Annotated in this window: 19 protein-coding genes; 7 read left to right on the forward strand and 12 right to left on the reverse strand. The window is 71.4% G+C overall.

Annotated features, from left to right (window positions below; genetic code table 11):
• Positions 1–30: 30 nt before the first annotated feature.
• From AB0L65_RS40995 to AB0L65_RS41020, 6 genes are all read right to left on the reverse strand, one after another.
• Positions 31–396, reverse strand: coding sequence for a hypothetical protein (locus AB0L65_RS40995; RefSeq protein WP_364257356.1), 366 nt, complete (start codon positions 394–396; stop codon positions 31–33).
• On the reverse strand, positions 393–812 hold the full coding sequence (locus AB0L65_RS41000) for a hypothetical protein (protein ID WP_192785862.1): 420 nt from the start codon (positions 810–812) through the stop codon (positions 393–395). The genes AB0L65_RS40995 and AB0L65_RS41000 overlap by 4 nt, the downstream gene beginning before the upstream one ends.
• Before the next feature lie 105 nt (positions 813–917).
• Entirely contained in the window at positions 918–2,843 is a 1,926-nt protein-coding gene (locus tag AB0L65_RS41005) for a beta-galactosidase (RefSeq protein WP_364257359.1), read from the reverse strand.
• A gap of 11 nt (positions 2,844–2,854) precedes the next feature.
• On the reverse strand, positions 2,855–3,688 hold the full coding sequence (locus AB0L65_RS41010) for a carbohydrate ABC transporter permease (RefSeq protein ID WP_364257362.1): 834 nt from the start codon (positions 3,686–3,688) through the stop codon (positions 2,855–2,857).
• Entirely contained in the window at positions 3,685–4,608 is a 924-nt protein-coding gene (locus AB0L65_RS41015) for a sugar ABC transporter permease (protein WP_363972164.1), read from the reverse strand. Before AB0L65_RS41015 ends, AB0L65_RS41010 begins: the two co-directional genes overlap by 4 nt.
• A gap of 31 nt (positions 4,609–4,639) precedes the next feature.
• Complete coding sequence (locus tag AB0L65_RS41020; protein WP_364257365.1) at positions 4,640–5,863, reverse strand: ABC transporter substrate-binding protein; 1,224 nt, start codon at positions 5,861–5,863, stop codon at positions 4,640–4,642.
• A 109-nt stretch (positions 5,864–5,972) separates the two neighbouring features.
• Between AB0L65_RS41020 and AB0L65_RS41025 the strand changes: the two genes are divergently transcribed.
• Positions 5,973–7,208: an ROK family protein gene (locus AB0L65_RS41025; RefSeq protein WP_364257368.1), complete on the forward strand. Its 1,236-nt coding sequence runs from the start codon at positions 5,973–5,975 to the stop codon at positions 7,206–7,208.
• Between the two features lie 8 nt (positions 7,209–7,216).
• On the opposite strand, the gene AB0L65_RS41030 is transcribed toward AB0L65_RS41025, so the two are convergent.
• Positions 7,217–8,485, reverse strand: coding sequence for an alpha-hydroxy acid oxidase (locus AB0L65_RS41030; protein ID WP_364257371.1), 1,269 nt, complete (start codon positions 8,483–8,485; stop codon positions 7,217–7,219).
• A gap of 90 nt (positions 8,486–8,575) precedes the next feature.
• Between AB0L65_RS41030 and AB0L65_RS41035 the strand changes: the two genes are divergently transcribed.
• Entirely contained in the window at positions 8,576–9,178 is a 603-nt protein-coding gene (locus AB0L65_RS41035) for a metal-dependent phosphohydrolase (RefSeq protein WP_364257623.1), read from the forward strand.
• Between the two features lie 92 nt (positions 9,179–9,270).
• On the opposite strand, the gene AB0L65_RS41040 is transcribed toward AB0L65_RS41035, so the two are convergent.
• From AB0L65_RS41040 to AB0L65_RS41055, 4 genes are all read right to left on the reverse strand, one after another.
• Positions 9,271–9,534 carry a DUF4031 domain-containing protein gene (locus AB0L65_RS41040; protein ID WP_350727145.1) on the reverse strand — a complete coding sequence of 88 codons (264 nt, stop codon included), beginning with the start codon at positions 9,532–9,534 and terminating at the stop codon, positions 9,271–9,273.
• Between the two features lie 123 nt (positions 9,535–9,657).
• A complete protein-coding gene (locus AB0L65_RS41045) occupies positions 9,658–10,413 on the reverse strand; it encodes an HAD family hydrolase (RefSeq protein ID WP_350727146.1) in 756 nt (251 codons plus the stop codon).
• 18 nt (positions 10,414–10,431) lie between these two features.
• Positions 10,432–11,601 (reverse strand): cytochrome P450, encoded by a 1,170-nt coding sequence (locus tag AB0L65_RS41050; RefSeq protein WP_364257374.1) that lies wholly within the window; start codon positions 11,599–11,601, stop codon positions 10,432–10,434.
• A 147-nt stretch (positions 11,602–11,748) separates the two neighbouring features.
• Positions 11,749–12,033, reverse strand: coding sequence for a hypothetical protein (locus AB0L65_RS41055; protein ID WP_364257377.1), 285 nt, complete (start codon positions 12,031–12,033; stop codon positions 11,749–11,751).
• 605 nt (positions 12,034–12,638) lie between these two features.
• Here AB0L65_RS41055 and AB0L65_RS41060 point away from each other — a divergent pair.
• On the forward strand, positions 12,639–13,880 hold the full coding sequence (locus tag AB0L65_RS41060) for a hypothetical protein (protein WP_364257380.1): 1,242 nt from the start codon (positions 12,639–12,641) through the stop codon (positions 13,878–13,880).
• Positions 13,881–13,891: 11 nt separating this feature from the next.
• Positions 13,892–14,584, forward strand: coding sequence for a DUF2786 domain-containing protein (locus tag AB0L65_RS41065; RefSeq protein ID WP_364257383.1), 693 nt, complete (start codon positions 13,892–13,894; stop codon positions 14,582–14,584).
• Positions 14,585–14,609: 25 nt separating this feature from the next.
• Here AB0L65_RS41065 and pgm read toward each other — a convergent pair whose 3' ends face one another.
• The gene (gene pgm, locus AB0L65_RS41070) at positions 14,610–16,241 is read right to left on the reverse strand and encodes a phosphoglucomutase (alpha-D-glucose-1,6-bisphosphate-dependent) (protein WP_364257386.1); all 1,632 of its coding nucleotides are present in this window, start codon (positions 16,239–16,241) and stop codon (positions 14,610–14,612) included.
• A 98-nt stretch (positions 16,242–16,339) separates the two neighbouring features.
• Between pgm and AB0L65_RS41075 the strand changes: the two genes are divergently transcribed.
• The 3 genes from AB0L65_RS41075 to thrS are packed head-to-tail and all read left to right on the forward strand — an operon-like array spanning position 16,340 to position 19,908.
• The gene (locus AB0L65_RS41075; protein ID WP_364257389.1) at positions 16,340–17,239 is read left to right on the forward strand and encodes a TIGR03564 family F420-dependent LLM class oxidoreductase; all 900 of its coding nucleotides are present in this window, start codon (positions 16,340–16,342) and stop codon (positions 17,237–17,239) included.
• Positions 17,240–17,299: 60 nt separating this feature from the next.
• A complete protein-coding gene (locus AB0L65_RS41080; RefSeq protein ID WP_364257392.1) occupies positions 17,300–17,878 on the forward strand; it encodes a glycoside hydrolase family 25 protein in 579 nt (192 codons plus the stop codon).
• 29 nt (positions 17,879–17,907) lie between these two features.
• Positions 17,908–19,908, forward strand: a complete 2,001-nt coding sequence (thrS, locus tag AB0L65_RS41085) for a threonine--tRNA ligase (RefSeq protein WP_364257626.1) — start codon at positions 17,908–17,910, stop codon at positions 19,906–19,908.
• Positions 19,909–19,935: the final 27 nt, after the last annotated feature.

Consider the following 19,935-nt stretch of genomic DNA (forward strand, 5'->3'; position numbering starts at 1 on the left):
ATAAGAGCGTCTCCAGCGGCGTCAGATACGTCAGGCGGCCGGTCTTTCCCCCGTGGCCGCCAGCCAGGAGCGTAGGGCGCGTGACTTACGGCGGGCTTGCAGGACGCCGGTCGGCCGCATCAAGGCCCCCGGCGGCAGGAAGCGCAGCCGGAAGCGGCGTCCGGCGCAGGTGAGATCGACGCGCAGAGGCCGCCAGCTCGCCCGGATGTCGGCGCGGGCCAGGGTGAAGACCGTCTCCTCGTTCGTCACGTAGGACAGCAGGCGGTCGGTGGCGATCAGCGCGCCCATCGCCACGGGACCCGGCCGGCCTTGATCCCACCACACGGGGTTGAGCACCAGAGACATGGCGGCTCCGTCCACGGCCGCCCCGGGCGGGCCGCCCGGGGCGGCCCTCATTCCTTGACCACAATCTTGCTGATCACCACGAACCCGCCGAGCGCCCCCGCGGTGCCGGCGGCGGTCGTGGTGGTGAGGTTGACCACCAGGTCATAGGTGCCGGGGGAGAGCTGACCCCGCATCGGGACGGAGGCGGTGTATCTGCCCGAGCCAGGCGTGAAGGTCAGTTCGACAGGAGGTGAGGGGTGCCTGGTCTCACCGCCGCCCAGCAGGTCGGCGATGATCTCCAAGTTCCAGCGGCCCGCCAGCCAGTCGATGAGCTCGCCGGCGACCTCCCAGCTCACGTCCACGGTCCAGCCCTCGTTACGGTGCACGACGTTCGTGGGTTGCGCGCCGGGATCGACAACCTGGCCGTGGAGAACGCCGGCGAGTTGCTCGGCCGGTACTTTCATCACCTGGAATTCTCCGGTTGCCATTCCGATCTCCTTTCCGGTGGGAACGTCGTCCCCGTGTGAAGGAGCAGAGCGGCAGCCGAGGCGGCGAAATACCTGTCCGTTCTGTCAATAAATGCCGGGCATTGGTCAGACTCCGGCGATCATGATCAGGTCGCCGGGGCCCGCCGTGACGACGCTCTCGCCGTTGAGGGACACGCGCGCCGCGACCGCCGACGACAGGTAGCCGTTGACGCCCTTCACCACCAGATCGCCCAGCCCGCCGCCGGTCAGCCGCAGCACGGCCGCGCCGCCGTCCGCGGCGGCGATCTCGACGGTCCCGTACGGCGTCCGCACCCCGATCGGGCCCCGGTTTCCGGCCTGGACGAGCACGATCAGGTAGTGGACGTCCCGGTCCGGATGGCTGCGCAGGAAGGCGTCGGCGGCGCCGTACAGGACGAGGGAGCCGTCTTCGTCGGCGGGAGGCGCGGACGGCGTGAGCAGGGCGCACGGCGCGAGATCCTCGTCCAGCGCGGGGACGGGCCCGTCCACCAGCACCCGGCCGCCGGCGGCGGCGTAATCGGCGAGCAGCCGCTGCACGCTCCGGTGCATGAACGGGCCGCCGGGCACGGTCACGGACCGGTACGCGCCCAGCTCCCCGGCCGTCGTGTCCTCCAGGTCGACCAGCGCGTAGTCCAGGCCGCGCTCGCGCATCCGCTCGTGGAAGGCCCGCAGCGCCCGTCCGCAACCCGGTCCGTCGGCACCCGAAAGTGCCGCGATCCCGGCGTACGGCAGGTAGAGGCCGAACGCGTCGCGCGCCGTTCCCGCGCACTCCAGGAACTCCGCCCCGTGCGCGGCGAAGAAGTCCGCCAGCGCCCGCACCACCGGCGCCTTGCCGGTGGGTGAGCCGTCCGCGTCGATCGGGGCGCAGTCCGGGTACGGCCCCTCATGGGCAGCGTCGAGCTCCGGCGCCCAGCCCGAGGTGGAGACCCCGGTGTAGACGTTGAACCCGGTCGCGCCCGCCGCCATGGCCAGCAGCGACTGGTGGAAGCTGGTCGCGCCGTCGATGTAGGCGGGGTCGTAGAGGCGGGAGAAGCCCCAGTTCTCCTCCAGGTTCGGGCCGGGGGCGAGCTTGGCGGCGATCACGTAGCGGGCCTGGGCGTCGCGGTCGGCCGACACCACGCCCATCCAGTTGGTGAAGCCGTACGAGATGCCGCCCCACAGCCGCGGCCTGACCCTGGCCAGCCAGTCGTCCAGCTCGGGGACGGTCGGCGGGTTCAGGTTCACGAAGACGGGCAGGCCGGAGCCGACGGCCTGGGCCCAGACGCGGTAGACCTCGGCCAGGTACTCGGCGTGGAAGCGGCCCCAGTCGGCCCGCGCGAGCAGCCCGCCGGCCCTGGGCGGCGGCTCGACCTCGGCCCAGTCCGCGTGCGCCGTCGCGTGCGCCGCGTTGTACGCCTCCGGCGTCCCGTACCAGGACCGCAGCCGGTCCCGGTAGAACGCCAGCCCGGACGGGCTGTAGTCGTAGGCGGTCAGCGGCAGCGCCCCGCTGGTGTAGACGCCCTCGTTCGCGATCTGCAGCGCGATCACCGAAGCCGCGCCGGCCAGCACCTCCTTGCCCACGGCCGACAGCCACTGCGTGGCCCTGGTCAGGAACGCGGCGCCGAGCGGCGCGGGCAGCGGCCGGGAGACGGAGCCGTCCCCCCAGAGGGACGGTTTTCCCTCGGCGTCGAGCAGTGGCTCGATCGACGGGTCCGCGTCCGGGTCGACCCAGTCGGGCAGCCCGCCGTAGCCCACCTCGGCGTGGATGAACGGGCCCGGCTTGGCGATCACCCGCAGCCCCAGCTCCGCGCAGAGCGCGAGGAAGCCGACGACGTTCCTGGCCGGGTGGGTGGCCCCGGTGAAGTCGGGGGCCAGGCCCGGCTCCGGCTGGTGGTGCCGCCAGGGCAGGTAGCAGGTGACCACCTCGATCCCGAGCTCGTCCCGCACGGCCCGCAGCCGGTCGGCCCAGACGGCCGGGTCGTCGCGGTAGTAGGGGTAGTCGGCGGTGACCAGCACCCGGCCGTCGATGAGCACCCTTGTCCTCCTCAGGCTTTGAGACCGGTGAACGCGATGCCCTGCAGGATGCGGCGCTGGAAGACGATCAGCACCGCGATCACCGGCAGGACGGCGAGCGTGGCGCCGGCCATGATGTAGTACGCCCGCCCGCCGTCGGGGCTGGCGACGAGCTGCTGCAATGCCAGCGGCAGCGTGTACAGCTCGGGGTCGTTGGTGACGACCAGCGGCCAGACCAGGTCGTTCCAGTGGAACAGGAAGCTGGTGATGGTCACGACCGCCAGTACCGGCTTCGACAGCGGCAGCACGATCCGCCAGAAGATCTGCATGCGGCCCGCGCCGTCGATGAGCGCGGCCTCCTCCAGCTCGGCCGGGATCGACAGGAAGAACTGCCGCAGCAGGAAGATGTCCAGGACGGAGGCGATGTTCGGGACGATGAGCCCCCATCCGGAGTCGAACATGCCGAGCGCCTGCGTGACGTGGATGCGCGGCACCAGCAGCGTGATCGCGGGCACCATCATGCCGCCCAGCATGATCACGAACAGCTTGTCGCGGCCCGGGAACGGGATCCGCGCGAACGCGTACGCGGCCAGCGCGTCCACCAGCAGCTTGGCCGGCACCAGGATCGCGCACACCCAGACGCTGTTGACGAACGCGTTCCCGAGCCCGCCGACGTCCAGCACGTAGTCGTAGTTGTCCAGCGTCGCCGCCCACTCGCCGGTCTTCTTGTCGAGCGGCAGCAGGTTGGGCACCTTGCTGTAGATGTCCTGCCCGTGCTTGACCGAGGTGGCCAGCATCCACAGGAACGGCACCACCGACACCGCCGCCAGCAGCACCAGCGCCACGTAAAAGGGGGCCTTCCTCATGCCGCCTCCTGCTTGACGAACCTGAACTGCAGCGCGGTCACGATCATGATGAAGACGAGCAGGATGAACGACATCGCGCAGGCCGCCCCCATGGCGTCGTAGCGGAAGGCGAACAGGTAGAGGTGGAGCACGTACGTCAGGCCCGACTGCTCGGGGCCGCCGGTGACGCTGCGCCCGTTGCCGGAGAAGATCACGTACACCAGGCCGAACACCTGCAGCGCCGCGATCACCCCCGTCACCAGCAGGTAGAACGTGGTGGGCCGGAGCATCGGGAAGGTCACCCGCCAGAAGCGCTGCCAGGGGCCGGCCCCGTCGATGACCGCGGCCTCCGTGATCGCGCCGGGGATGCCCTTCAGGCCGGCCAGATAGATGATCATCGAGATGCCGCACTGCCAGGCCGCGATGAACGCCAGCGCCGGGATGACCAGCTCGGGGGTGTTGAGCCAGTTCTGCCCCGGGATGCCGAACAGGCCGAGCACCGCGTTGATCAGGCCGTACTGGGGGTCGTAGAGCCAGCGCCAGATAGCGCCGACCGCCGCCTCGGCCGTGACGACCGGCAGGAACAGCAGCAGCCTGAACAGGTTCGCCCCGCGCCGGATCGCGTTCAGCAGCAGCGCCTGCGCCAGCGCGGAGACCAGGGTCAGCGGGACCGCGATGAGCGTGTACTGCAGTGTGACGCCGACCGACTTCCAGAAGTGCGGGAATTTCACGTCGTCGAAGAGCAGGTCGGCGTAGTTCGCCAGGCCCACCCAGGCGGCGTCGGAGCGCAGGTTCCAGTCCGTGAAGCTGTAGTAGAGCGCCGACAGTGCCGGATAAAGCAGGAATATCAGGAAATAGGCGAGCGCCGGGGTGACCAGGAGCCAGCCGATGAGCCGGTCGCGGCGGCGGGCCGACGGCCGCCGCCGCGATCTGGTCGCCACCTGCGCTTCCGCCAGTGCGGGTGCCGCCACGTCAGCCGTTCCAGCCGAGCAGGGAGCGCGTCTTGCCCGCCGCCTCGGTCAGCGCCTGCTGCGCGGTGACCTTGCCGGTCAGCGCCGACTCGATCGCCGGGGCGATGATCTCGTCGTTGACCTGGATCCACTGCGGCACCGCGGGCCGGGCGTGCGCCACCTTGAGCTGCTCGAGGAAGGCCGCCTGCTCGGGGCCGCCCGCGACCACCTGCGCCTTGAGGTTGACGGGGAAGCCGCCGAACGCGTCCGCGACCGCGCCGTTGTTGGTCTCGTTCGCCAGGAAGGCCAGCCACTTCCACGCCAGGTCGGCGTTCTTGCTGGAGGAGAAGACGACGGAGTCCTCGCCGCCGATGTTGCCGGCCGGCTCGGTCTTGTACGGCAGCGGCGCCACGCCGAAGTCGAGGTCGGGGAACTGCTCGTGGATCGTCGGCACGTCCCAGGGGCCGGAGATCGTCATGGCGGCCAGGCCGTTCTCGAAGGGTTTGTCCGAGTCGGTGATCTGGCGCGGCGACGACTTCACCAGGTCCACCCAGAGCTGCAGCGCCTCCACCGCGGGCGGCTGGTCGAACAGCACCTTCTTGCCCGCGTCGTCCACCATCTGGCCGCCCGCGCCGTGCACGACGCCGGGGAGGATCCAGGCTCCGTACCCGTCGCCCTTGGGGACGTTCATGCCGGCCACCTTGGCGTCGGCGGCGTGCACCCGGGCGGCGGTCTGCTTCAGCTCGTCCCAGGTCTTGGGCGGGGTCGGGACCAGCTTCTTGTTGTAGAAGAGCGCGACCGTGGTCTGGTCCTGCGGGAGGCCGTAGAGCTTGCCGTTCGCGCGGTTGGTGTCGAGCGCGCCCTTGTAGAAGCCGGCCTCGTCGATCAGGCCGGCGGGGGCCTCCTTGATCGTGCCGTCCAGGGCGTACTTGGAGACCAGGGGCTGGTCGAGTATGCCCGCGTCCGGCGCGCTCTTGCTGGCCACGGCGCTGCCGAGCTTGGTGTTGTAGTCGTCCTTGGGGATCTTGACGAGCTTCACCGTGACGCCGGGGTTGGCCTTCTCGAAGTCCTTGCGGACCTTCTCGATGACCTGTCCGGCCTGCGGGGTGCGGTCCTGGTACATCCAGAACGTCAGCGTCTTGTCCGCGCTGCCGTTGCCGCCGCCGCTGCCGCAGGCGGCCAGCCCGGTCGCGAGCGCCACCGCGAGTGCCGTCGCGATGGGGCCTCGCACGAGTCCTCGGCTCATAGTCATCTCCTCATCGGGGGGATGGCCAGACCATAATCTAAGCCTTGAAAAAAGTCAGGAGCAGACCGGAAACGCTTCGGTAACAGCGGGTTCATGGCGATTTCGGCTGGTGAACTACCATGGCGAGGCGATCGTGGGAGAGGCGGGGACGAGGATGGGCACGTCAGGGCGCAGGACCGTACGGGATCTTCGCAGGGGGAACCGGGCGATGCTCCTGCGCGCGCTCTACTTCGGCGGCCCGGCCACCCGCAACGACCTGTCGGCCGCGACCGGGCTGAGCCCGGCCACGGTCAGCACCATGACCGGCGACCTGCTCTCCGAGAACGTCGTCGTCGAGGCCGGCCAGGTCGACTCCGACGGCGGCCGGCCCCGCGTGGTGCTCAGGGTCAACCCCGCCTACGGGTACGCCGTCGGCGTGGACGTGGGGGAGACGCAGGTCAGCGTCGAGCTGTTCGACCTGGAGATGACCAAGCTCGCCAGGGCCCACTACGCGGTCCGCTCGGCCAGGCACGACCCCGAGCTGGTCGCCCGGCACATCCTGGCCGGCGTCGACACGGTGATCGCCGAGAGCGAGGTGCCGGCCGAACGGGTGCTCGGCGTCGGCGTCGGCGTGCCCGGCATCGTCGAGCCGGGGCCGGACGCGCTGGTGCGGGCCAAGACGTTCGGCTGGGAGGCGGTGCCGTTGGGAGCGCTCCTACGGGCGGGCACGTCGCTGCCGCTCTTCGTCGACAACGGCGCCAAGACCATGGGGCAGGCCGAGCTCTGGTTCGGGTCGGGGAAGGGCACCCGCGACGCGATCATCGTGCTGATGGGCTCGGGCGTCGGGGGCACGGTCGTGACCGACGGGCAGATCTACCGGGGCGCGGGCAAGGCCGCCGGCGAGGTCGGGCACCTGAAGCTGGTCGCGGGCGGGCGGACCTGCCGGTGCGGGGCGCGCGGCTGCCTGGAGGCTTATCTCGGGGCCGAGGCGATCCTCGACCGCGGGGGCGTCGTGGCCGACTCCGCCGACGAGGAGGCCGCGCTGGCCCGGCTGCTCGACGAGGGCTCCCCGGTCATCGCCGAGAGCGTCGAACTGCTGGGCGTGGGCCTGTCGAGCCTGGTCCACCTGTTCAACCCCGAACGCATCGTCATCGGCGGCTGGGCGGGGCTCATGCTGGGCGGGCGGATGCTGACGGAGATCAGGGCGGCGACCGCGGCCAACACGCAGGCCCAGCCGTTCCAGCCGGAGACGATCGTGCTGGGGCGGCTCGGCCCCGACGCCGTGGCGCTGGGCGCGGCGACGCTGGTGCTGGAGCCGTTCTTCCAGGGGGCGGCGTTCCAAGGGGCCGTCAGCACCATCGCTTAGGACTTCGATCAAGCCCTGATGTGCACCATGTCGGGGGTGAGCCCGTCGATCCCGCCGGCGCCCAGCAGCTGAAGGGTGCGTACGAGCTCCGCGCGCAGCAGGTCCAGCGCCCGCCGCACCCCGGCCTCGCCGCCCGCCATCAGGCCGTACAGGTAGGCCCGGCCGATGAAGCAGGCCCGCGCGCCGAGCGCGACCGCGGCGGCGACGTCGGCCCCGTTGCGGACGCCTCCGTCCAGGAACACCTCCGTGCGATCGCCCACGGCGGCCACGACCTGGGGCAGCAGCTCCAGCGGCGTGGCGGCCCGGTCGAGCTGCCGCCCGCCGTGGTTGGACACCACCAGGCCGTCCACCCCGAGGGCGGTCAGGTCCTTGGCGTCGTCCACCCGCTGCACACCCTTGACCAGCAGCCGCCCCTGCCACGCCGAGCGGATCCACTCCAGGTCGGCCATGGTCACGGAGGGGTCGAACATCAGGTTCGTGAGCCCGGCCAGGTCGTCGGGGGCGCCCTCGACGGTGGCGAACCGCAGCGGCTCGCTGGTCAGGAAGTCGAACCACCACGCCGGGTGCCGCAGCGCCTGCAGCGCGCTGCGCCAGCGCAGGGACGGCGGGACCGTCAGGCCGTGCCGCACGTCGCGCAGCCGCGCCCCCGCCACCGGCACGTCGACGGTCACGACCAGCACGTCCATGCCCGCCTCGCGGGCCAGGGCGAGCGTCTCCAGGTTGCGCGCGCGGTCGCGGACCACGTACAGCTGGAACCAGTTCCACCCGCCGGGCGCGGCGGCGGCCACGGCGGCGGCCGTCGTGGTGCCCATGGTGGACAGCGTGTAGGGGACGCCCGCGCGCTCGGCCGCCCTGGCCACGGCCCGCTCGCCCTCGCGGTGCATCATCCGGGTGAACCCGGTCGGCCCGAGCACGACCGGCATCGCGATCCGCCTGCCCAGGATCTCGACCGCCGTCGGGGCCTGCGACACGTCGCGCAGGACCCGCGGGCTGAACTCCACCCGCCGGAACGCCTCCACTGACCTGGCCATCGACAGCTCGCCCTCGGCCGCGCCGTCCACGTAGTCGAACACCATGTGCGGGGCGCGTCGCCTGGCGAGCAGCCGGAGATCGGCGATGTCGGCGGCGTCGGCCACCCGCCGCGCCCTGGACAGCCGCGGGCGGCCGGGCACGACGGCCCGCAGCTCCCGCCACCGGGGCAGGCGCCGGGGTTCCTTCGCGTTCCCGTCGATGTCTTGGACGTTACCAAAAGGTACGGTGGGGCCGTGATCGACCACTCGACGGCTCCGGCGGGGGACCCGGCGGTGCTGGGGCGGGACCGGGCGGCGCTCGCCGGGGACCGGACGGTACTCGCGGAGGGCTGGGCGGTGCTCGTCGGGGACTCGCCCGCGTCCGTCGCCACGGGGGCCGAGCTGATCGCCCGCTGGTCCGAGCCGCACCGCCGCTACCACACCCTCGACCACCTGGCCGTCGTGCTCGCCGGGATCGCCCAGCTCGCGGCCACGGCGGACGACCTGACCGCCGTGCGCCTGGCCGCCTGGTTCCATGACGCCGTCTACGACGGGCGGCCGGGCCTGGACGAGGAGCGCAGCGCCCAGCTCGCGCAGTCCAGGCTGCCCAGGTGCGGGGTGCCCGCCGCACGGGTCGCCGAGGTGGCCCGGCTGGTACGCCTCACCGCCGCCCACGACACGCTGGCCGACGGGGACCGCGACGGCGCCGTCCTGTGCGACGCCGACCTGGCCGTGCTCGGGCTGCCCGGATACGACGACTACGCGGGGCGGATCCGGCAGGAGTACGCCCACGTGCCCGACGACCTGTTCAGGGCGGGACGGGCCGAGGTGCTGCGCCGCCTGCTGGCCGTACCGCGCCTCTACCGGACCGAACGCGCCCGCGAGCTGTGGGAGGAGCGGGCACGGTCGAACATGACACGCGAGCTGGCCTCGCTCACGCCGGGCCACGGCGCGTCGTAGCAGGGGCCCGGCCGGCGCGCGCTTGCGGCGCTTGCGACGGGTCGTCGTGGGGGCCGGATCAGCGGAGCTTGCGGCTGTTGACGAGAGCCGGGTCAGCGGCGCTTGCGGCGGCGCAGGCCGGACTCGATCAGCCGCAGGAGCAGCTCGCGCGACGTGACCGCCTCGGCCCCCAGCTCCACCGCCCGGGCGTGCACGGTCTCCGGCACGTCGTAGTGATCCCGGTCGAAGGCCCGCTCCGGCACCCCCAGCCGCGAGGCGAAGTCGTGCAACTCCTCCAGCGAGCGGTCGCTGACCAGATGCGACCACATCAGGCCGCGCGGCCCGGGCCAGTTGGGCGGGTCGATGAGAACGGTCACGCCGTCAAGGGTAGAGCCGCTCCCACCGACCCGCGCTCACACCGTCGGGACGGGATCCCCTGGCCCGGTGTGGGATCACCTGGCCTGGGTCACGCGGTCGGAGGTGGGATGACTTGGCCCGGGTCACGCCATCGTGGGCGGGACCCTGCCGCGGACCGCCAGCTCGCCCAGGTCGGACACGACAACCTCGGCCCCCGCCGCGCGCAGCTCCGCCGCCTCGGCCCCGTCCCTGGCGACCGCGACGACCAGCCCGAATCCGCCCTTCTCGCCCGCCTCCACCCCGGGCAGCGCCGCGTCCACCACCGCGGCTCTGACGGCGGGCAGCGCCAGCCGGCGCGCCGCCTCCAGGAAGAGGGCGGGGTCGGGCTTGCCGGGCAGGTTCATCAGGGCCGCGTCGTTGCCGTCCACCACCAGATCGAACAGGTGCAGCACACCGGCCGACGTGACCAGCTTGCGACCGTGCAGGCTGGCGGAGACGGCCGCCGTACGCGCGCCCCGCTGCCGCAGCTCGTGCAGGAGCGAGACCGTGGACGGGAACGCGGCCACCCCGTACTTCTCCACCTGGGCCATGAAGATCTGGTCCTTGGCCAGGCCGAGCCCGTGCACGGTGGCCGCGCCGGGCTCGTCGTCGGGCGAACCCTCGGGCACCGTGATGCCGCGTGCTTCGAGGAAGGTGCGGATGCCGTCGAGTCGCGGGCGGCCGTCCACGTATCGCAGATAGTCGTCCCGGATGTCGAACGGTGTCGAGTGGCCGCGCAGAAACGCGTCGAAGACGTGCTTCCAGGCGGCCGCGTGCCCCCGAGCAGTGTCGGTGACCACGCCGTCGGTGTCGAACAGGACGGCGCTGATCGTGGTCAGATCGATGACAGGCTCGTTCACATTGCGAACGTAACCGCTCTACCAGGCGACGGGTAGCTCTTTGACCCCGTACACGATGGCGAGTTCCCTGAACGGCACCTCGCCCGCGACGTGCAGCCCCGGGAAGCGGCGCAGCAGCGCGGGGAAGGCGATGCGCATCTCCATCTGCGCCAGCGGCGCGCCGATGCAGCGGTGGATGCCATGGCCGAACGCCATGTGCGAGCCCGCCGTCTCCCTGCCGGGCCGCACCTGGTCCATGTCCTCGCCCAGGGCGGGGTCGCGGTTGGCGCCGGTGAGCGAGCAGAGCACCATCTCGCCCTTCTTGATCTGTACGCCGTGCAGCTCCAGATCGTCGCGGGCGAACCGGGGGAAGGCCACCTGCACGACCGTCATGTAGCGCAGCAGCTCTTCGACGACGTCGTTGATGTAGCCGTCGACCTCGCGGACCTTGGCGGCCTCCTCGGGGTTCCGCAACAGCCACAGGGTGCCCAGGGCGAGCATGCTGGTGCTGGTGTCGTGGCCGCCGGTCAGCAGCCCGTCGGCCATGCTGGCGAGCGTACGGTCGTCGAGCTCGTCACCGTGCTCGCGCAGCAGCTGGCCGAGCAGCCCCTCGCCGGGGTTCTGCCGCTCCCGGGCGACCAGGTTGGTCAGATAGGCCATGGCGTCGTTGATCGCCTGCAACGACGCCTCCGGCCCGGCCGTGAAGTCGAACCGGTCCTTGCTGATCTTCACGAAGTCGGCGCGCTCCTCGTACGGGACGCCCAGCAGCTCGCACACCACCAGCGACGGGATCGGCAGCGCGAACTCCTCCACCAGGTCCACGGGGGAGCCCTTGGCCTCGATGCGGTCCAGGTGCTCCTCGACCATCGCCTCGATGCGCGGCTCCAGTCTGCGCAGGCGGTGCATGGTGAACTCGGGCGTCAGGTACTTGCGCAGCCGCGTGTGCTCGGGCGGGTCGCGGAACCCCAGGCCGCCCGGGTCCTCCTGGTTGGAGCCCAGGCCGATCACCCCGGCGAAGTCGTTGCTGAGGCGTTCGTGGTCGCTCAGGACGCCGCGTACGTCCTCCCAGCGGGTGACGAGGTAGACGGTCTGGCTGCCGGGGATCTCCATGGGGAAGACCGGATGCTCGGCCCGGATCCGTCCGAGCTCGCCCACGGGGTCGAAGCCTTCGCGCATGAACTGGACGAGGGGGAACTCATTGTCTGACATCGATATCCGTCCTGCTGGGATACATCACGCCATCTTGGGATAAATCCCTCCATAGATGGTCCCACCCGGAGTGGCGGATGTTGCCCTCCGAAAGGACGAATTTCCCCTCCCCCTCGCGGCCCCCACCGCCTCCCTCACAGGACCGTCCTACGCATCCTGACCAGCCAGAACCCCGGTCACCTCACCGGGCGGCGGCTCGGTCCGGTCGCGGGCGTACAGGAGCTGCTCGGGCAACGGGGCCTCCGCCGACAATGCCGGCGGAGCGGGCTTGGGCTTGCGCGGCTCGCGCACCCCACCCTCGCCACCCTCCGATGGGTCGTCGAACGGGAAATCCCTCTCGCCGGGCCAGTGCGGCTCGCCGGGCCCGTACCCGGGCATCCAGGCGGGTGCGCCGCTGGGAAGAGCGCGGCGTCTGCGTGATCGCTTGCTCACAATCCCCTCCTCGCGGCCCATTGTGCGCCCACCCCCGCCCCACGACCACCCCCACTCCACGCCTCTATCCCCAACGTCACCCCACCCCGCTTCGCACCCCACCCCGCCTCGCCCCGCACCCCGCCTCGCTCGGGAAGCCCCCGCTGGGTACGCCCCCGCTCGGAACGCCGCTCCCGCGCCGCACCCCCGCCCCCGCTCGGAACGCTGCCCCGCTCGGAACGCCGCTCCGGTCCGGTGCGCCACTTCGCCCCTCACGCCGTTGCGCGCCCTCCGGCCCCGTGCGCCGAGCGCCGTCCCGCTCCGGCCCGTATGCCGCTCGCCCGTGTGCCCCTTCGGTCCCCCGCGCCAAGTGCCGGTGCGGGGGGACCGGGGCGCTTGGGCGGGGTGCCGTTACGCTCCGCGTGTTGTTGCGCCGTTGGACCGCGCCATCCGGAGGGAAACCCGCCCGGGCGACACGCCCGGCCAGGCTTGGGGGAAGTTGTCGGAACTGCAGTGAAACAGGGGCAAAATGGGGCGGCAGATGGCGTTTGGCGTACAAGATGGCGACATTCTGCGATGATCTCGTCGCATAGAGCCGGAGTTTGAGCCCCCACGGATAGTGACAGATGCCGACATTTGAGGAAATAGCAGCCTTCGTCACCGAGAAGCCGCTCGCCACCGCCGTCATCGCGTTGCTGAGCCTGGCCGGGCTGGCGCTGGCGTTCCTGGTGCTGAGGATCGCCTGGCGGGCCACCGCCTGGCTGGTCTCCCGGTACGTCGCCGCCCGTCCCATCGAGGACGTGCTGACCATCGTCGCCGCCTCCATCGCCACCGGCGTGTCCGCACAGGGTATGTGGCGTTTCTCCGGCGACGTGCTCGGCCTGGACGGGCCGCTGCGGCTGCTGCTGTTCGCGTTCATCGAGGTCGCGATCATCACGAGCGCGGTGCGGGCCCGCCGCAACATGCGCGAGAACTTCTCCGCCGGCATCGACGGCATCGCCGTGTGGGCGCTGACCTGCCTGACCGCCGTACTGTCCAGCATGGACGCGCGAAGCCTGCCCGAGGCGGTGTTCAGGCTCGCCGCGCCGCTGGTCGCCGCCTGGCTCTGGGAGCGCGGCATGGCCATCGAGCGGCACCGCATCCGTGGCACCGGCCGCATCAACTGGCGTCTGACGCCCGAGCGGCTGCTGGTCCGGGTCGGGCTGGCCGAGGTCAGCGACCGTACGGCGAGCGAGGTCGACGCCCACCGCCGGCTGACCAGGGTCGCGCTGGCCGCCAAGCGGGCCAAGGCGTTGCGTGACAACGGGGCCTCCGAGCGCAAGATGCGCACCGCGCTGGCCAAGCTCGACAAGGCCATGGACCAGGCCGTCGAGCACACCGGCCTGGCGGTGAACCAGGCCCGCCAGGAGGCGCTGCTGGCCCAGATCGCCGCCCTCTACAACACCACCGCCCTCATCGACGCCGCCCCCCGCGTGCCGTGGGAGCCCGAGCCCGAGCAGCAGCCGGTGCCCGCCCGCCCGGCGCTGCCGCCCGCGCTGGCCGAGCTCGTCGAGGAGGAGGACGAGGACATCGAGGTGCTCGACACCACCCCGCAGGTCGTCGACACCGCCCAGCGGGCCGCGCTGATGCGCCAGGCCCGCGCGTTCTGGGACCGGCAGATCGCCAAGGGCATCGTGCCGCGTACGGTGGACATCGCCCACGAGATCGGCATCTCGCTGGCCACGGCGCGCGAGTATCGTGCCCTGTGGAAGCTCGAGCCGCAGGCGCACGCCCTCATCGAGGCGCTGTTCCAGCAGCACGGCATCGTCGACACGGGCGCCTTCCCCGCCATCGCGGACGACGGGCGGGTGCTGACCACCAAGTTGTAGGGGGAGCGCGGTTGCGGGAGCGCACGCTCGAGCGCGTCAGGAAACTCCTGGCCAAGGCCGAACGCACCGACAACGAGCACGAGCGGGCGACGTTCATGGCGGCCGCGTCGGCGTTGATGGCCAAGCACGGCATCGACTCGCTCCCCCCGGCGGGCACCCGGCAGACGCCCGGCGACCGGGTCGTCACCCTGCCCAACCCCTGGGCCAGGGAGAAGGCCCGGCTGGTCAGCCTGGTCGCGCAGGCCGTGCGCTGCCGCCCCCTGCTCATCGGGCGGGGCGAGGGCGGGCAGCGGGTGCACGTGTTCGGGTTCGCGGCCGATCTGGAGCGGGCCGACCTGCTGGCCACGTCGTTGCTGCTGCAGATGGCGAGCGGGCTGGCGCGGATGCGGGTGCCCGACGGCGTGACCGCCGTGCGGGCCTACCGGCGGTCGTGGCTGCTGGGGTTCACGGATGAGGTGTACCGGCTGCTGTGCGTGGCGGAGTCACAGGCCGAGCAGGCCAGTACGGGCGCCGCGCTCGTCCTGGCCGACCGCCGGGCCGAGGTCGAACGGGCGGTGTCCGCCCACTATCCGGACATCCGGGTGAGCGTGCCCAGGACGAGCGGCACGGGCTACCGGGACGGGGTGGCCGCCGGCCGCCGCGCCGACCTCGGCCGTACCGGAATGACCACCGACACCGCCCCCGAGCTGGCCCCCGGCCGCTGACCCGCCCGGACACCGGGCCGTGCGGTCAGCCGAGGGCGTCGGAGACCAGGGAGCGGGCCTCCTCCTGCACCTTGGCCAGGTGGTCGGGGCCGCGGAAGGACTCGGCGTAGATCTTGTAGACGTCCTCCGTCCCCGACGGCCGGGCCGCGAACCAGGCGTTCTCCGTCGCGACCTTCACCCCGCCGAGCTCGGCCCCGTTGCCGGGCGCCGTGGTCTGGACGGCGGTGATCGGCTCGCCCGCCAGCGACGACGCCTTCACCTGCGCGGCCGAGAGCTTCGCGAGCACCGCCTTCTCCTCGCGCGTGGCGGGGGCGTCGACCCGGGCGTACGCGGGCTCCCCGAACCGCTCGACCAGCCCCCGGTAGTGCGCGCTCGGCGACCTGCCGGTGACGGCCTGGATCTCGGAGGCCAGCAGCGCCAGGATGATCCCGTCCTTGTCCGTGGACCAGACGGACCCGTCGCGCCGCAGGAACGACGCTCCCGCACTCTCCTCGCCCCCGAATCCCAGCGACCCGTCCAGCAGGCCCGGGACGAACCACTTGAACCCGACCGGCACCTCGTACAGCCGCCGCCCCATGGACTCCACGACCCGGTCGATGATCCCGCTGCTGACCATCGTCTTGCCCACCCCGGCGGCCGTGGGCCAGCCGTCGCGGTGCGTGTACAGGTAGGAGACGGCGACGGCGAGGTAGTGGTTGGGGTTGAGCAGGCCGCCGTCGGGAGTGACGACGCCGTGCCGGTCGGCGTCGGCATCGTTTCCGGTGGAAATGTCGTACTTATCGCGATTAGCGATGAGAGAGGCCATCGCGTACGGCGACGAGCAGTCCATCCGGATCTTCCCGTCCCAGTCCAGCGTCATGAACCGCCACGTCGGATCCACCAGCGGATTGACCACGGTCAGGTCGAGCCGGTGCCGCTCCGCGATCTCCCCCCAGTACGCCACGCTCGCCCCGCCCAGCGGATCGGCCCCGATGCGCACCCCGGCCTCCCGGATCGCGTCCAGGTCCACCACGGACGGCAGGTCGTCCACGTACATCCCGAGGAAGTCGTAACGCCCCGCCGCCTCCAGAGCCTTCGTGTACGAGACCCGCAGCACGCTCTCCAGCCCGGCGGCCAGCAGCCGGTTGGCGCGGTCCTGGATCCACGTGGTCGCGTCGGTGTCGGCGGGACCCCCGTGCGGCGGGTTGTACTTGAACCCGCCGTCGCCCGGCGGGTTGTGCGACGGCGTGATCACGATGCCGTCGGCGAGCCCGGTGGTGCGGCCGTGATTGTGGCGCAGGATGGCGTGCGAGACGGACGGGGTCGGCGTGTAGCCGTCGCGGGAGTCGATCAGCACCTGGACCCCGTTGGCGACCAGCACCTCCAGCGCGGACACCCGCGCGGGCTCCGACAGCGCGTGCGTGTCGACGCCCAGGAACAGCGGCCCGTCGGTGCCCTGCATCCGCCGGTATTCACAGATGGCCTGCGTGGTGGCCAGGATGTGGTCCTCGTTGAACGCCGTCCTCAGCGACGACCCCCGGTGTCCCGACGTGCCGAACGCCACCCGCTGCCCCGGGTCGCGGGGATCGGGATGCAGCGCGTAATAGGAGGTCACGAGCCTGTCGACGGCCACGAGGTCGGCGGGCTGGGCTGGCTGTCCTGCGCGTTCGTGCGTCATGTAGGCCACTTTACAAATCCACCTCCGGCCGGAGGATGGGCGCGGCCGGGTGTGGGAAGGTACAGTTCCGTCGATTACTAGAATGGAGTTCGGTTCCTATGCGATTCGGTTATTACCTGACAGAGCCCAAAGGAGACGACCCGATCGGCGGGTTGCGCGCCCAGATCGCCCAGGCGGCGCAGGACGGCTTCACCTCGGCCTGGCTCTCCAACATCTTCGGCCTCGACGCCCTCACCGCCCTGGCCGCCGCCGGGGGCCAGGTGCCCGGCATCGAGCTCGGCACCGCCGTCGTCCCGACCTACCCGCGCCACCCGGCCGTGCTGGCCCAGCAGGCCATGACCACCAACGCCGCGCTCGGCGGGCGCCTCGCGCTCGGCATCGGCCTGTCGCACCAGATGGTCATCGAGGGCATGTACGGCCACAGCTTCGAGCGCCCGTACCGGCACATGTCGGAATACCTGGACATCCTGCTCCCGCTCAGCCGGGGCGAGCACGTCAAGTACGAAGGCGAGACGCTCAAGGCCGACCTCCAGCTCACCACGCCCGGCGGCGGCTTCCCGGTGCTCGTCGCCGCGCTCGGCCCGCGCATGCTCAAGCTGGCCGGCACCGTGGCCGACGGCACCGTCCTGTGGATGACGGGCCCCAAGACGGTCGCCCAGCACGTGGCGCCCACCATCACCGCGGCCGCCGCCGAGGCGGGCCGCGAGGCGCCCAGGATCGTCTGCGCGCTGCCGATCTGCGTCACCGACGACCCCGCCGGCGCCGTCGCTCGCGCGAACGAGATCTTCGCCGTCTACGGACACCTGCCCTCATATCGTGCGATGCTCGACAGGGAAGGCGCGGCCACCCCGGGAGACGTCGCCATCGTGGGCGACGAGGACGCGGTGCTGGCCAAGCTCGACGTGCTGCGGGAAGCCGGTGTGACCGACTTCGTGGGCTCGGTGTTCGCGAGCAAGGAACGCACGCGGGCGCTGCTGATCGGCGCGGCGAAGGGCTGACCCCAAGACATCTCCATAATTCTCCGGCGGGGTGAAGATCGCTTGCTGCATGGCGTTGATGTGTCCGACTGGCAGGGGCCCGTCGACTGGGCCGGCCACGCGGCGGACGGGGTGGCCTTCGCGTTCGCCAAGGCCACCGAGGGCGGCGATTTCACCGACAAGCTGTTCGAACGCAACTGGACCGGCATGCGCGAGAGCCGGATCGTCCGCGGCGCGTACCACTGCGCCAGGCCCGGGGGCGACCCGATCGAGCAGGCGCGCCACTTCCTGGCCGCGATCGACGCGGCGGGCGGGTTACGCGCCGGCGACCTGGTGGCCCTCGGCCTGGAGACCGATGGCGGCCTGCGCCCCGAGCAGGTCGCCCGCCACGCGCGCCGCTGGTGCCACCACGTCGAGCGGCACGGCGGCGCGCGGCCGTTCGTCCACACCTTCCGGGCGTTCGCGCGTGGCGGACACTGCGCGGGCCTGGGCGAGTACCCGTTATGGATCGCCGCCCCCGACAAGCCGCGCGGGGAGCCCGCGGTGCCGTCACCCTGGCGCGACTGGGCCGTTCATCAGTACGTCCACAGCCCGCTCGACCGCAACGTGTTCCACGGGACCCGGCAGGAGCTGACAAACATGGGGTTTCACCCGCGATAGCATCGGTGTTCACCATCGAAGCAGCTCCGGTGTCGAGCGCCGGGGCGCGATCCAAGGGAGTCACCGTGTCAGCCGAGCTACGCATCACCCTCGCCGGAGCCGAGCGTGTGGTCGCGGCCGGCACGACGGCCGGAGAGGCCCTCGAGGCCGACGGCCGCTCGGTCATCGCGGCCCGGGTCAACGGCGAGCTCCGTGACCTGGCGCACCCGCTGTCCGAGGGTGACGCGGTCGAGCCGGTCGAGGTCTCCAGCGAGGACGGCCGGGCCATCGTCCGCCACTCCACCGCCCACGTCATGGCGCAGGCGGTGCAGGAGCTGTTCCCCGAGGCCAAGCTGGGCATCGGGCCGCCCGTGGACAACGGGTTCTACTACGACTTCGACGTCGCCCAGGCCTTTCACCCCGACGATCTCAAGCGCATCGAGAAGCGCATGCGGGAGATCGTCAAGCAGGGGCAGCTGTTCTCCCGCCGGCCCGTCTCCGACGACGAGGCGCGCGAGGAGCTGGCGGCGGAGCCGTACAAGCTGGAGTTGATCGGGCTCAAGGGCGGCGCCGCCGACGAGGAGTCGGTCGAGGTGGGGGCCGGGCAGCTCACCATCTACGACAACCTCGACCCCAAGACCGGCGAGCTGCAGTGGAAGGACCTGTGCCGCGGCCCGCACGTGCCGTCCACCCGGTCGATCCCGGCGTTCAAGCTCATGCGCTCGGGCGGCGCCTACTGGCGCGGCAGCGAGAAGAACCCGCAGCTCCAGCGCATCTACGGCACCGCCTGGGAGTCCCGCGAGAAGCAGGACGACTACCTCAAGCTGCTGGAGGAGGCCGAGAAGCGCGACCACCGCAAGCTGGGTGTCGAGCTCGACCTGTTCAGCTTCCCGCCGGAGCTGGGCAGCGGCCTGCCGATCTTCCATCCCAAGGGCGGGATCATCCGCAAGGAGATGGAAGACTACATGCGCCGGCGGCAGGCGGAGGCGGGCTACGAGTTCGTCAACACGCCGCACATCACCAAGTCGTCGCTGTTCGAGACCTCGGGGCATCTGCCGTGGTATGCCGACGACATGTTCCCGGCGTTCGAGCTGGAGGGCATCGAATACCGGGTCAAGCCGATGAACTGCCCGATGCACAACCTGATCTTCCGGGCGCGCGGGCGGTCCTACCGCGAGCTGCCGCTGCGGCTGTGCGAGTTCGGCTCGGTCTACCGCTACGAGAAGTCGGGCGTGGTCCACGGCCTGACCCGGGTGCGCGGCATGACGCAGGACGACGCGCACATCTACACCACCCGGGAGCAGATGGCCGATGAGATCAAGTCGCTGCTGAGGTTCGTGCTCAGCGTGCTGCGCGACTTCGGCCTGCCGGAGTTCTACCTGGAGCTGTCGACCCGCGACGAGTCCGACAAGTTCATCGGCGAGCCCGCCGAGTGGGACGAGGCGACCGAGGCGCTGCGCCAGGTGGCCACCGAGTCGGGGCTGGACCTGGTCGACGACCCGGGCGGCGCGGCCTTCTACGGCCCGAAGATCTCCGTGCAGGCCAAGGACGCGATCGGGCGCACCTGGCAGCTGTCCACCATCCAGCTCGACCTCAACCAGCCCAAGCGCTTCGGCCTCGAATACCAGGCGGCCGACGGCAGCCGGCAGACTCCGGTCATGATCCACCGGGCGCTGTTCGGCTCCGTCGAGCGCTTCCTCGGCGTGCTCACCGAGCACTACGCGGGCGCCTTCCCCCCCTGGCTCTCGCCGGTGCAGGTGACGGGCATCCCGATCGCCGACGCGCACGTGTCCTACCTGCAGGACGTCGCCAAGAAGCTGCGCGAGCGCGGCATCCGGATCGAGGTCGACGCCTCCGACGACCGGATGCAGAAGAAGATCCGCAACGCGCAGAAGGCCAAGGTGCCCTTCATGCTGCTGGCCGGTGACGACGACATCGCCAACGGCGCGGTGTCGTTCCGCTACCGGAACGGCGAGCAGAAGAACGGCGTACCGATCGAGGAGGCCGTGGCGGAGATCGTCAACGCCGTGGAGCGGCGCGTCCAGGTCTGACCCGATGACGAGAACGGCGGAGTCTCA

The sequence above is a fragment of the Nonomuraea sp. NPDC052116 genome (assembly GCF_040680035.1).
GTDB lineage: Bacteria > Actinomycetota > Actinomycetes > Streptosporangiales > Streptosporangiaceae > Nonomuraea > Nonomuraea angiospora_A.